The organism is Streptococcus sanguinis (genome assembly GCF_900475275.1).
GTDB lineage: Bacteria > Bacillota > Bacilli > Lactobacillales > Streptococcaceae > Streptococcus > Streptococcus sanguinis_N.
This window is the reverse complement of sequence record NZ_LS483364.1, coordinates 1723827-1736172: the sequence shown is the minus strand read 5'-3', so window position 1 is coordinate 1736172 and position 12346 is coordinate 1723827. Positions and strand designations below refer to the sequence as shown.

Here is a 12346-nt window from a genome sequence, read left to right as displayed (position 1 = left end):
GGAAAATAAATTTAGAAACAAGATTGAAGCTATCATCTTTCATTAACATCTTTCTTTTTCTCAATAGATAGGAGCAGAGCAATCACACCGATAATGCTGAAGATGAGCCAGCTAGCATTCATATTCCAGAGGGCTAGACTGCTGAAGACCATAGTACCAAAGGGAACAGAGAAAGAAAAGAGCAGACTCAGAAAGCTAGAAGTCTGAGCGAGAACATCAGAAGACAATTTGCTCAGTAAGAGGGTGTTGATTTTGGGATTAATCTTGCCGGAGATATAAGCTAGTAAAAACCCAAAAGCAATGCCGACGAAAACAGGCAGATGCAAGAAGTTGCTGACAGCAAGCAGAATCATGGTAAGAGCAGCCCAGAGGGTTAATTGATTTAGAGAGAGGCTGCTAAAGTAATCGTTGGGAGTCAGGCTAGCGATGACCATGGCTAGGACAAGAGCTGTCTGAAGAACCAAGAGAGACTGGCTAAAGGACAGCTGGAAGATGGGGTTGTCCAGCAAGTAGAGATTATAAAGAGCTATAAGAGAACCTGCCATAGCGTTGACAACCAGGATTTGAGCCAGCAGTTTGAGAAAATTGTTAGAACCTTCCTGCTCAAAAATGAGCTTGGACGATGTGTACATTTCCTTCAATTCTTCCTTTAGAGGAGCTTTTTTCTCAGAAATTGCCACTGGGTCATGGGTCAATCGACGACGTACCAGATAGAGGATGGTGGAGGATAGGAGAAAGGTCAAGGCGTTAACCAAAGCAACTAAGAAAAAGTCTTGCTGGCTGACCGTTAAGAGCCAAACTCCCAAAGCTTGTCCGGCCAGGCTACAGAGAAAGCTGATAAGCTGGGTAAAGGAGAAGGCTTCCATAAGGTCTTTCTCTGGAACATTCTTTTTTAAAATCGGCATTTGCAGGCCGCTGCGGTAATCGCTGATAATATCTGAAAGAATATTCATCAAGCAGACGGCTGAAAAGGCTAGATAAGAGCTGGAGCGAGTCATGAAGGCAACAAGAACAAAGAGCAGGGCTTGAAGATAACCAAAATGAATCAGCCAACGAGTTTTACGGATAGTCTTGTCAGCTTTGATACCAGCAAAGATAGTAAAGAATGTCGGAACCAGGACGATAAAATTAGCCACAGCAATAGCAAACTTGGGATTGGGCATGCTTGAAGCAAATACCACAAAAACAATATTGAAAATAGAAGCTCCCAAGGTGTTGAAGATTCGGGAAAGGCTGAGTGAGGCATAGACCCCATTTTTAAAAAATAATTTCATCGTAGACTCCTTTTCTAAACTGCAAGAATGAATGAAAGCTGATTGGGTGCATCTGTAATCTGGCTTTTGTTTTTCTCTTTCTGATGACCATTATAGACCGTTTAAAGCCAAAAACAAGGGCTTTTCAGCAACTGGTTAGGTCTCATAAGTAAGTGGTAAAATTCTGAAAGTGACTTGCGATAGCTCTTTCTGCTTTTAGTATAAAATAGAAAATCTAATCTACAGGAAATGTTGCATATATTCAACGATTTTCGGGTAGAAACTTTTAAATCAGAAAGGTGGAGCTCGAGTAGGAACAAAAAACCACTTTCCAACTCAAAATCGCTGAGCTTAAAAGCGGAAATTTGCATTATTTGCTATATTTTTGAAAAGCAGTATCAAGGGCTTCTTGATAGTAGTCAGCGCTATGCTGACAGTTCAAGATTCGGAAAATATCGACCGCTTTCTTCATTTGAGTGAGCCCCTCTTCTGTTTTCCCTTTCAAACAGATCAACTCTCCCTGAGCAAAGAGATAGACAATTCGGAAGTAAGTCTCATTTTCTTCGTAAAAGTGTCGCTCAATGACTTGTTGGAAATAGTCTGCCTGGGTGACGTTTTCCTGACTGATGGCCAGAAGATATCCATTAAGAAAAGTAGTGTGCAGGGTGTTGCGATTGTTGGCAAATAAGGCTGCAAAATCCTTTCTTGAGAGGATTTCTTTGGTGTATTGGGAAAACAAATCTAGAGATAAAACTGGAGTGCAGACAGAGAAGAGATTGAGCTCGTAGCGACCCCAAATATCAACTGAAAAAAGGTAATCATGCAGGAAATCCAGCTCGCCTGGGCTGGCCTTCTCTGACTCCTTAAGGGCACAGAGATAGGCCTTTACAATTAGGCGCTTAACCCAATCGCTAGCGCGCTTGCTTTTTTGAGTGATTTTTTCTTTTTTCAGATAAAGTTCTTCTAAGAGGTCAAGCTGATTGGCTTGCAACAGGTCTTGAATTTGGCTTAAGAGTTCCTTATGAGAATGATGATCCTGGATGCCGGCTGCAACGGTAAATTCTTCCGTTTCCGTGTGGATGGCGCTGAGAGCGCTAAAAAGTTTCTGTGCCGAAAGTTCGCTCTGCCCATTTTCAAAGCGAGAAAGCATAGATTTTGAAAATTCTCCGCCAGTTGCTTCGGATAAAGAGATGTGCCTTGCCTCTCGAAAAAATCTAAAAATCTGTCCTAGATGTTCCATTGTCTTCCCTCCTTGCATTTCATTATAACAAAATAATTTTCAATAACATTGAAGCGCTCAAACATGATATAATATAAAGAAAAAAACAAAGAGGAACTTATGTTGCATATTCAAGAAATTCGCAAGAATCCAGATGGACTAGCCTTTGAGAAAAAGCTGGACTTGGCAGAGGAGTTAAAAGAACGCAATTCTGAGATTTTAGATGTTCAGGATATTTTAGCCAAAGGAAAGGTTCAATATGAAGACGGCCTCTATTTTCTGGATTATGACTTGTCTTATACCATCACTCTGACGTCCAGTCGCAGTATGGAGCCAGTAGAGCTCAAGGAGTCTTATCTAGTCAACGAAATTTTCATGGAAGAAGGACAGGCCACATCGCAGGATATGATTGATCAGGACTTGGTGCTGCCGATTGAAAATGGTGAGATTAATGTGGCTGAGAGTGTGGCTGATAATATCCTGATGAATATCCCGCTGAAAATTCTAACAGCTGAGGAAGAAGCCGGCCAAGGTTTTCTGTCTGGTCAGGACTGGCAGGTTATGACGGAAGAGGAATTCGCCGCTGCCCAGGAAGCTCAAAAAGAGAAGAACAATCCTTTCGCCGGTTTGCAAGGACTGTTTGATGAATAATTCTTGTAAAAATTTTGAAATCGATAAAAAATAAAATAAAAGAAAAGACAAATTGCTATGACCCGCACCCCAAAAGTTAGACAGAAAATCTGACGATTGGGGTGTTTTGGGTATGAAATTAGTTTATACAAATGAACTGAAAAGATAACCTAAAAAGAATGGCACTTCTTGGGTTCAGATTGACCTCAAATACAATATAGCTGGCCCAAATCTTCAATATTATTCCCCTGACTTAAAGCAAGAAATAATTGAGAAGATACTAGTAGATGGCCAGCCCTATACAATAAGCTCCCAGACTCAGTTTGGGAGCTTATTGATCTATATCTTCTGTTTGGCCTTGATAGTGGTAAATGCAGAGTCGGTTTGCTTGGTCTGGTCGACTGACGGTAAAGTGGAAGTAATGATCCTTTTTATCCAAGCTTTTGGTCTTGGAGAGTTTGAAATAAGTGGCTTGGCGGCTGGCCATGTGGAGTAGGATGTCATCTTCCATGACCATCAGAGGCTGGGGAAGATTGGAAAATTGATAAAAATCCTCTTGAAATTGATGGTAGTTCTGGGAAAAATAGTCGAATTGAAGTTCCTCATGTACATTCTGAGTGGTCATCTACGCCTCCTGAAGCATGTATCGAAAGAATTTGATGGATAGCAAGGCCTTTGTAATGGTCACCTTTCTGCAGGAGGACTTGCTTGCAGTCCAGATGAAAGATTGTAGCAGTAATGTCGGTCAGCCTTTCCTTATTAAGAAAGGTGATTCGGATGGGAACTTGCTGGCTGTAGGCTTGACTGAGCAAGTGGAATTTTTCCTGTCTATCAAGTTGGGGCAATTGGCTCATATCTAGTTCTTTTTTGGCCAAAGCAGTGCTATGTTCAGAGAGGAAAAAGCCAGCCCACTTAGCCATGCCCCGATCCTGAAAGTCACGAGCTGACTGATAGGGGAGGTAGGAGCGGTCGGTCATGATAAGCCCTCCAGCCCTCCAGCCGAATGGCCACCTGTCAGATTGCTTCGAGCGATGGCACGGGAGGAGCCCAGCAAGGCATTTCCCTTAAGCAGAGAGGCGAAGCCGAAGCGATCTCTGATGCGGTCAATCGTCTGTTGGAGCTCCTCTTCTTTTTGAATTTGCAGAGGATCGTCAAAGAGAGAAATCAGACCATAACCTTGATCGACAAAGTCACTGTAAAAAACGCCAATCTGACGGATAGCCCCGCCCTGATATTTGGAACGAAAAAGCTGAACGACGATTTGAGCCAATCGATCGCTGTTGTTAGTGGGCTCAATTTTTTTCTGTGTATGAATGGAAGGCAGGAGCTCCTGCTTGGAATAACGGGCATAGATGGAGACACGCTGGCATTTCTTACCAGAGCGTCTGAGCCGAATGGCGACCTGCTCAGCCATTTCTCGGAAAACCAACTCAATCTCTGCCTGCTGTCTATAATCTCGGGGGAGAATTTGTGAATTGCCCAGACCATGTGACTTGACCTGATAAGGCTTGTGCACATTGCTTTCATCAATACCGTGAGCATGAAACCAAAGCTGTAGGCCCATGATTCCCATTTCTTTTTTGAGTATGTCGGGGTTAAAGTGGGCCAAATCATAAATGGAATGGATGCCTAGCTTCTTAAGACGGGTGGCCGTTCGGTGGCCGATGCCCCAAAAATCAGTTATTGTCGGAATAGTCCAAACCTTGCTTGGTACATCCTCATAGGACCAGTTGACCCGCATCTTTTTTGTGTGTTTGGCTTCAATGTCCAAGGCTAGCTTAGCGAGAAGAGGATTGGCGTTGCTCAGGCCGATAGAGGCATAAATCCCGGTCTTCTTCCAGATAGCCTGTTGAATGCGGGCGGCCAGCAGATCCAGTTTGGTCCTGCGGTCCAGCGTCTGATCGGGAATGAAGTAGTTGATAGAGCTAGTCAAATCTAAGAAACCCTCATCGATTGAGTAGGGGAAAATGTCATCAGGAGCTGCGAAATCCTGGAAAATTTTTTGAATTTCCATGTTTTTTTGGATGTAGTAGTTCATCCGAGGTGGGACCAATAAGGTCTTTTGAGCAGCATCTTCAATAAAGCGCACATAATCTGCTGTAATAGGCAGTCCCTGCTTGCGAGCAGCAGCATAGTTGAACTTACGGGTGTGGACATCAAAAGGAAGATTATAGCTTCGGCTGACATTCTGGCTGCCGAAATTCTTTTTAAAGAGAGGGGTGGCAGCTAGTATCAGTCCAGAGGAATTTTCAACTCGGCTCATAACACAGAGCGAGGTTTTTAAAGGGTCAAGGCCAAGAGCAATGCATTCGCAAGAGGCGTAAAAACTTTTCATATCCACAAAAGCAATGTCTGAACGAGGCTCGCGTGAATAATCAAATAGGACCATAGTTTTATACCTCAATCGGCAGAAAATGTCCGACTACGATACCAACAATGCTAGGCTGGTCTTCATAAGGAGCAAAGAGATCCTCGTAGTCAGGGTTGATAGACTCTAAGCGTAGACCTTCAGCCTCACGATAGACTTTTTTGATATAGGTCTTGCCATTCCACATGAGAGCATAGACTGCCCCATCGTAGTCGAATCCTGTCTGTTTCATAAGGGCAACAGAGCCATTGGGATACTTAGGCTCCATAGAATCCCCAGAGACCCAGGATGCAAAGTCGTGCTGGATATCTTGATCAAAGTAGACAGTTTCGTAGTCTGTTTCATTGTCATAGTAGCTGTGACCGAGACCTGCAGCCAGCTCAACGGATAGAACCTTATAGGCTGTAAGGGAGCTAATCTTACGCTGTCTCTCTAAGAGCCGACTAGCGAGTTGGTCTACTTCTTTTTTATGTGGTGCGGTTAGTAAAGGGTAGGTGTAGAGCGCACTGGTCTCATCCATAAAGTAGTTCTCTTGGACCTTGAGACAGGTGGCCAACCTCCTGAGATTTTTTGCGTGGGGTTCTGCTAGGCCATTTTCCCAGGCAGAGTACGTCTTTCTGGAAATTCCAAGCTCTTGGTAAATGGAAGACTGAGTCAGATTAAGCTCCAGCCGGCGTTTTTTTAATTTTTCATGCGAAAACATATCACACCTCCTATGTAACGTTTTGAAAGTTACGTATAGTATAACAGATGAAATCGAGAAAAGCAAGCTCTTTATTGAGTATTGTTATTTCTTGCAAGAGTGTGGTAAACTGTAGGGAGGAATATAACCTGGAGGTAGCGAGATGTTTCCTATGACAGCAAAAACGACCATGACAGAAGAAGCTTATCGCCGTTTCGCTTGGGCCAACTTTTGGTATCGAAAGACTGGGCTCTTTCCTCTAATCATTGGTGAAGTGGCTTTGTTAGCAGTGGATTTGTCTATTTTAAGAATGCTCTTGGTGTCAACATGACTGTCAACAAGCTTAAACAAGATGAACAGCTTGTCATTGAAACTGAGAATCTTGAAACAGACATAAAATAAAAGACAAATGTCTGTTGAGAATTTGTCTTTTTCGATTTAAATAGTTGCTGTTAATGTGTAGATAAAATTGAGATTTATTCTTCAGAGTCTTGTCTGAAGTGTTGGCCTTGAAGTTCTTGATAATCATACCCCTCAGGAATTTCAACTTTTTCACTTGGGAAACAATTTAGCATAATTAAAAGAAACCAGCCGATAAAGGGAATAAGTGGTAAGAAAATACAAATCGAGTGTTTACCAGCATCACGCAAGCGACGAACTTGAAGGGCAATGGATGGTAGAAATAATACTAAACCGAGAATGATGTAGAATCCACCAAAGGATGAAAGAGCTTGAAGAGCTTCTGCACTGTTGTTATTTGCTGCTGCACTAAAATATGAAAAGTTAAAAGGCAATAGAATAATATTGTGAATGAGAACAACCCACCAGTAATCGGAACGCGTTGAGCGACCAGAAAAGTTTAGGTAATTCTTCCAGAAATTTTTATAAGCTTGAATCATAATGATCTCCTTAATATTTTATACTTCTTATAATATACTATATTGTGAAAAAATACGCAATTCTTTCATTATTTTTTCATAATGATTTAAGATAGCTTTATTCCTTTGGGTATTGTTATTTTTAGCAAGAGTGTGGTAAACTGTAGGGAGGAATATAACCTGGAGGTAGCGAGATGTTTCCTATGACAGCAAAAACGATTATGACAGAAGAAGCTTATCGCCGTTTCGCTTGGACCAATTTCTGGTATAAAAAGAATGGCATCTTCTCACTGATTCTCCCTGAGATAGTGGTGCTGATATGCAGTGCAATCTGTTTTTTCATCGGGGAACCTTTGCCAGGCGTAGCTTTTCTTGTTACTGTGGCAGTCCTTCCTTTTCTTTACTATCTGTCCATGAATCGACATATTAAAAAGTTTTATAGAGGCAACCCCCTCTGGCATGATATAGAGCAGGAGTTTAGCTTCTATGAGACAGAATTTCGTGTCGTTAATCGGAATAACAATGCCAGATTTGACTATCAAGATATTGTGGCCATTATAGACAAGCCAGAAACTTTTTATATCATGGTTGGCCGGTCAATGGGACTGATCTTGGATAAGGCAGACTGTCAGCCTGAATTAATTGATTTTTTACTAAAACTAAAAGAAAGCAGAAGTCTCTAATTTGGGGGACTTCTGTTTTTTATCTGTCAAGTTTTCAAAAAATTGGCCTCTTGTGCGATGTGTGTTATAATGTTTTTTATGAGAGTTGTGGCAGGTAAATATGGGGGCAGGCCCCTCAAGACTTTGGACGGCAAGACGACTAGGCCTACGACCGATAAGGTCAAGGGGGCGATTTTTAATATGATTGGTCCCTATTTTGACGGCGGTCGGGTGCTGGATCTTTATGCTGGGAGCGGGAGTTTGGCCATTGAAGCTATTTCGCGAGGTATGGAGACAGCTGTCTTAGTCGAAAAGGATCGCAGAGCTCAGGCTATCATTTCAGAGAATATTCAGATGACCAAGGAGCCGGAACGTTTTGACTTGCTCAAGATGGAGTCTGGCCGAGCCCTAGAAATGTTGACGGGGGCTTTTGACTTAGTCCTCTTGGATCCGCCTTATGCCAAGGAGCAGATTGTGGCTGACCTTGAGAAGCTGGAGGAAGGCCAGCTCTTGAGCCAAGATGTCCTAGTAGTCTGTGAGACAGAAAAGGAAGTTGAATTACCTGAGGAAATTGCAGGGCTGGGCATTTGGAAGCAGAAGATATATGGAATTTCAAAGGTGACGGTGTATGTCAGATAAAATAGGACTATTCACAGGGTCTTTTGACCCGATGACCAAGGGCCATGTGGACCTGATTGAGCGGGCCAGCAGGCTCTTTGATAAGCTCTATGTAGGAATTTTCTACAATCGGGAAAAGTCTGGTTTTTTCACAATTGAAGCCAGAGAGCGCATGGTCAAAGAAGCTCTAGAACATTTGGATAATGTCGAGGTCATCATTTCGCAGAATGAGCTAGCAGTGACAGTGGCCAGAAGACTGGGAGCACAGGCCTTTGTGCGCGGTCTCCGAAATAGTCAAGATCTAGACTATGAAGCCAATATGAACTTTTTCAATCATGAACTAGCAGGAGAGCTGGAAACGATTTTCTTGCTCAGCAAGCCGGCCTATCAGCATATCAGTTCATCACGTATTCGTGAGCTGATTGCTTTTCAGCAGGATATCGCGGCCTATGTGCCTCAAAGTGTAATCAAAGAATTAGAAAGAATCAACAATGAAAAGAATTAAGAAGTTTATATTGCCGACGGTCATTGGCGTCACTATTGCCTTTTTTATAGCAGCTCTTTACGTTCGTCTGCCTTATTATATAGAAGTTCCTGGTGGTGCCGAGGATGTTCGTCAGGTCTTGCTGGTTGATAATAAGGCCGACAAGGAAGCGGGTTCCTACAACTTTGTGACGGTCGGAGTAGAGCAGGCAACCTTTGCTCATCTGGTCTATGCTTGGCTGACCCCTTTTACAGATATTTATTCTGCCAAGGATATGACGGGTGGCTCCACGGATGAGGAATTTAATCGGATCAACCAGTTTTACATGGAAACATCGCAAAATATGGCCAAATATCAAGGGTTGACGACAGCTGGTAAAGAGATTAAAATGGACTATCTAGGGGTTTATGTCCTGCAGGTGGCAGATAACTCAACTTTCAAGGGAGTTCTCAATATTGCTGATACGGTAACTGGTGTCAATGACAAGACATTTGAAAGTTCTGAGGAGCTGGTCAAGTATGTCAACTCGCAGAAGCTTGGGGATAAAATCAAGGTAACTTTCCAAGAGGATGGCCAGGAGAAATCGGCAACCGGCAAGATTATCAAGTTGGAGAACGGTAAGAACGGGATTGGGATTAGTCTGATAGACCGGACGGAAGTCAGCAGCAGTATTCCGATTACATTTTCAACTGAAGGTATTGGCGGTCCCAGTGCTGGTCTCATGTTCAGCCTAGCCATTTATACCCAGTTGGCTGATCCGACCCTTCGTGATGGCCGCGATATTGCAGGGACCGGCAGCATCAGTCGTGAAGGCGAAGTTGGTGAAATCGGCGGAATTGATAAGAAAGTTGTTTCAGCGGCCCAAAGCGGAGCAGATATCTTCTTTGCACCGAACAATGAACTGACAGAGGAAGAGAAGAAGCTTTCTCCTAATGGGAAAAACAACTACCAAACGGCTTTGGAGACAGCCAAGAAGATTAAAACGGATATGAAAATTGTTCCAGTTAAAACGCTGCAGGACGCCATTGACTATCTGAAAAAGAACAAGTAAGATCTTAGCTTTTGCTAAGATTTTTCTTGTGAAACAGACAAAATCAGCTGGTCTTCTCTGCTTTAAATCGTCTGACTTTTTTCAGAAAGATATTTTTGATGAAAAGTCCGCGAAATACTGGCTGATTTATGATAAAATAAAGTGTTGTAGATAAACTATCCAAGAGTGTTAAAGGAAGAGTATGCGTAAAGATATTTCACCTGAATTGTATAATTATAATAAATTCCCAGGACCGGAGTTTAAACAGATTGATAGCAAGATTGTTGCAGAAAAATTCGAGTTTGAATTGATTGAGAACTATAAGGAAGGCTTTGACTTGACTGCCTTTCATCAGCGTTTTTCAGAAATTCTCACCAAGTTTGACTATATTGTCGGCGACTGGGGCAATGAGCAGCTACGCCTGCGCGGTTTTTACAAGGACGAGCGGGCTAATGAAAACGATGAGAAGATCAGCCGCTTAGAAGACTATTTGCTGGAGTACTGCAGCTATGGCTGTGCTTATTTTGTCTTGGAAAATCCAAATCCCCAGCGCGCTTCCTTTGATAAAAAATCGCATGGCAAGAAAGAGTCAGAGGGGCGGTCAAAACGTTCTCGCAACAGCCGTTCAGGCGGCAACCGCAATCGCAGAAGCGAGCGAGACCGAGACAGCCGCTCTAAAAGGGACAATAAGCGCTCTCGCAACAATTCCCAGCAAGATAGGCAGAAAAAGCAAAAAGACAGCAATCGCCATTTTGTAATTCGTCAGAATAGAGGAGAAAAATGAAACCATCTATTTATAGCTTAACGCGTCAGGAAATGATTGAATGGGCGGAAGCTCAGGGAGAAAAGAAATTCCGTGCTGCCCAGATTTGGGAGTGGCTCTATCGTAAACGGGTTCAGTCTTTTGAAGAGATGACTAATCTGTCCAAGGACTTGATTGCCAAGCTAAATGATCAGTTTGTCGTCAATCCGCTTAAACAGCGCATTGTTCAAGAGTCGGCTGACGGTACGGTCAAGTACCTCTTTGAGCTGCCGGATGGTATGCTGATTGAGACGGTGCTCATGCGCCAGCACTATGGACTTTCTGTCTGTGTGACCACCCAAGTTGGCTGCAATATCGGCTGCACTTTCTGTGCCTCCGGCTTGATTAAAAAGCAACGCGACCTCAATAACGGTGAGATTGTAGCTCAGATTATGCTGGTTCAGAAGTATTTTGACGAGCGTGGCCAGGATGAGCGGGTCAGCCATATCGTGGTTATGGGAATCGGCGAGCCATTTGATAACTATGACAATGTGCTCAAGTTTGTCCGGACGGTCAATGATGACAAAGGTTTGGCTATCGGTGCCCGCCATATCACGGTTTCGACATCAGGGCTGGCTCATAAGATTCGTGACTTTGCCAATGAAGGTGTGCAGGTCAATCTAGCTGTATCCCTACATGCCCCAAATAATGATCTGCGGACTAGCATCATGCGAATTAACCGGTCCTTCCCTATCGAAAAGCTTTTTGCGGCTATCGAATACTATATTGAGACGACGAACCGTCGTGTGACCTTTGAGTACATCATGCTCAATGAAGTCAATGACGGGATAGAGCAGGCCAAGGAACTGGCAGAATTGCTGAAAAATATCAAGAAGCTATCTTATGTCAATCTCATTCCTTACAACCCCGTTAGCGAGCACGACCAATACAGCCGCAGTCCCAAAGAGCGCGTGATGGCTTTCTATGATACCCTCAAGAAAAACGGAGTCAACTGCGTGGTTCGTCAGGAACATGGAACGGATATTGATGCAGCCTGCGGTCAGCTGCGTTCCAATACTATGAAGCGTGATCGCGAGAAAGCATTGGTAGAAAATGTTCAGCCTTAAGAACTATCTGACTTCAGCTGGTGAGCTGACTGCTAAGGGACGGAAATTGCTGGTAGGGGGAAGCTGGCTCTATTTCTTGATGCTTTGCATCCTGTGCTTTATTCCTCAGGTTCCGGAGCCGGGAATGGAGACGCCGGGAGTCCAGTATTTTGGCCGAATAGTGGTTTTGTTAATCCCTTTTAACTCCTTTGTCAATATTGGAGAGATTACTTCTTGGATTCAGCTGGTCAAGGTCTTTATCCAAAATCTAGCCAATATCTTTCTGCTATCGCCCTTAATTTTTCAATTGCTTTGCCTCTTTCCGAAATTGCGGAAGACCAAGAAGATTGTATGGCTGAGCTTTGGGATGAGTCTGTCTATCGAAGTGACTCAGATTCTGCTGGATCTTCTTATCAACGCCAATCGAGTCTTTGAAATCGATGATCTCTGGACCAATACTTTGGGTGGTTATCTGGCTTGGCGGGCTTTTCAGCTTGGTCAAAAAATCTGGAAAAATCGTTAAGGCGACGCTTTCAAAAGAGACTAGCAAGAGAAAGGTTCGGATTTAGAAGAAAAAATAAAATTTTTTCTTGACAAGAAAAAGGGAAAGGCCTATAATAAAATAAATCATCAGAAAAGTAATAATTTTTTCTACTTTCAGGGAGCCTGTGGTT

The 12346-nt window shown here is 43.1% G+C and carries 15 protein-coding genes, 1 pseudogene and 1 other annotated feature (1 of these 17 running past the window's edge); of the genes and pseudogenes, 9 read left to right on the top strand and 7 right to left on the bottom strand.

All coding sequences use genetic code 11. The features are described from left to right. Positions 1 to 32: 32 nt before the first annotated feature. On the bottom strand, positions 33 to 1274 hold the full coding sequence (locus tag DQM55_RS08630) for an MFS transporter (protein WP_111676215.1): 1242 nt from the start codon (positions 1272 to 1274) through the stop codon (positions 33 to 35). A gap of 349 nt (positions 1275 to 1623) precedes the next feature. After that, positions 1624 to 2493 carry an Rgg/GadR/MutR family transcriptional regulator gene (locus DQM55_RS08625; protein ID WP_111676213.1) on the bottom strand — a complete coding sequence of 290 codons (870 nt, stop codon included), beginning with the start codon at positions 2491 to 2493 and terminating at the stop codon, positions 1624 to 1626. A 99-nt stretch (positions 2494 to 2592) separates the two neighbouring features. Here DQM55_RS08625 and DQM55_RS08620 point away from each other — a divergent pair, with 99 nt between their 5' ends. Continuing rightward, complete coding sequence (locus tag DQM55_RS08620) at positions 2593 to 3123, top strand: YceD family protein (RefSeq protein ID WP_111676211.1); 531 nt, start codon at positions 2593 to 2595, stop codon at positions 3121 to 3123. Between the two features lie 310 nt (positions 3124 to 3433). On the opposite strand, the gene DQM55_RS08615 is transcribed toward DQM55_RS08620, so the two are convergent. Genes DQM55_RS08615 through DQM55_RS08600 form a run of 4 tightly spaced genes read right to left on the bottom strand, consistent with a single transcriptional unit; the run spans position 3434 to position 6173 of the window. Then, the gene (locus DQM55_RS08615) at positions 3434 to 3727 is read right to left on the bottom strand and encodes a DUF5960 family protein (protein ID WP_111676209.1); all 294 of its coding nucleotides are present in this window, start codon (positions 3725 to 3727) and stop codon (positions 3434 to 3436) included. After that, positions 3705 to 4079 (bottom strand): hypothetical protein, encoded by a 375-nt coding sequence (locus DQM55_RS08610; protein ID WP_023915864.1) that lies wholly within the window; start codon positions 4077 to 4079, stop codon positions 3705 to 3707. The genes DQM55_RS08615 and DQM55_RS08610 overlap by 23 nt, the downstream gene beginning before the upstream one ends. Then, positions 4076 to 5491 (bottom strand): Y-family DNA polymerase, encoded by a 1416-nt coding sequence (locus tag DQM55_RS08605; RefSeq protein ID WP_111676207.1) that lies wholly within the window; start codon positions 5489 to 5491, stop codon positions 4076 to 4078. The genes DQM55_RS08610 and DQM55_RS08605 overlap by 4 nt, the downstream gene beginning before the upstream one ends. 4 nt (positions 5492 to 5495) lie before the next feature. After that, positions 5496 to 6173, bottom strand: a complete 678-nt coding sequence (locus DQM55_RS08600) for a helix-turn-helix domain-containing protein (RefSeq protein ID WP_111676205.1) — start codon at positions 6171 to 6173, stop codon at positions 5496 to 5498. Between the two features lie 142 nt (positions 6174 to 6315). Between DQM55_RS08600 and DQM55_RS08595 the strand changes: the two are divergent. Further along, positions 6316 to 6438, top strand: a pseudogene (locus tag DQM55_RS08595) (YcxB family protein); the annotation flags it as partial. A 190-nt stretch (positions 6439 to 6628) separates the two neighbouring features. On the opposite strand, the gene DQM55_RS08590 reads toward DQM55_RS08595, so the two are convergent. Beyond that, on the bottom strand, positions 6629 to 7051 hold the full coding sequence (locus tag DQM55_RS08590) for a DUF805 domain-containing protein (RefSeq protein WP_111676203.1): 423 nt from the start codon (positions 7049 to 7051) through the stop codon (positions 6629 to 6631). Between the two features lie 173 nt (positions 7052 to 7224). On the opposite strand from DQM55_RS08590, the gene DQM55_RS08585 reads away from it, so the two are divergent. From DQM55_RS08585 to DQM55_RS08555, 7 genes are all read left to right on the top strand, one after another. Then, a complete protein-coding gene (locus DQM55_RS08585) occupies positions 7225 to 7713 on the top strand; it encodes a YcxB family protein (RefSeq protein WP_111676201.1) in 489 nt (162 codons plus the stop codon). A 69-nt stretch (positions 7714 to 7782) separates the two neighbouring features. Further along, entirely contained in the window at positions 7783 to 8331 is a 549-nt protein-coding gene (gene rsmD / locus DQM55_RS08580) for a 16S rRNA (guanine(966)-N(2))-methyltransferase RsmD (protein ID WP_172454750.1), read from the top strand. Beyond that, complete coding sequence (coaD, locus tag DQM55_RS08575; protein ID WP_002902590.1) at positions 8321 to 8815, top strand: pantetheine-phosphate adenylyltransferase; 495 nt, start codon at positions 8321 to 8323, stop codon at positions 8813 to 8815. Before rsmD ends, coaD begins: the two co-directional genes overlap by 11 nt. Continuing rightward, positions 8802 to 9845, top strand: coding sequence for a SepM family pheromone-processing serine protease (locus tag DQM55_RS08570; RefSeq protein WP_111676199.1), 1044 nt, complete (start codon positions 8802 to 8804; stop codon positions 9843 to 9845). The genes coaD and DQM55_RS08570 overlap by 14 nt, the downstream gene beginning before the upstream one ends. 181 nt (positions 9846 to 10026) lie before the next feature. Further along, positions 10027 to 10608 carry a YutD family protein gene (locus DQM55_RS08565; RefSeq protein WP_111676197.1) on the top strand — a complete coding sequence of 194 codons (582 nt, stop codon included), beginning with the start codon at positions 10027 to 10029 and terminating at the stop codon, positions 10606 to 10608. Next, entirely contained in the window at positions 10605 to 11693 is a 1089-nt protein-coding gene (rlmN, locus tag DQM55_RS08560; RefSeq protein ID WP_111676195.1) for a dual-specificity RNA methyltransferase RlmN, read from the top strand. The genes DQM55_RS08565 and rlmN overlap by 4 nt, the downstream gene beginning before the upstream one ends. After that, positions 11680 to 12195 (top strand): VanZ family protein, encoded by a 516-nt coding sequence (locus DQM55_RS08555; RefSeq protein ID WP_111676193.1) that lies wholly within the window; start codon positions 11680 to 11682, stop codon positions 12193 to 12195. The genes rlmN and DQM55_RS08555 overlap by 14 nt, the downstream gene beginning before the upstream one ends. A 99-nt stretch (positions 12196 to 12294) precedes the next feature. Next, positions 12295 to 12346: a binding site (T-box leader), on the top strand (it continues 178 nt past the right edge of the window).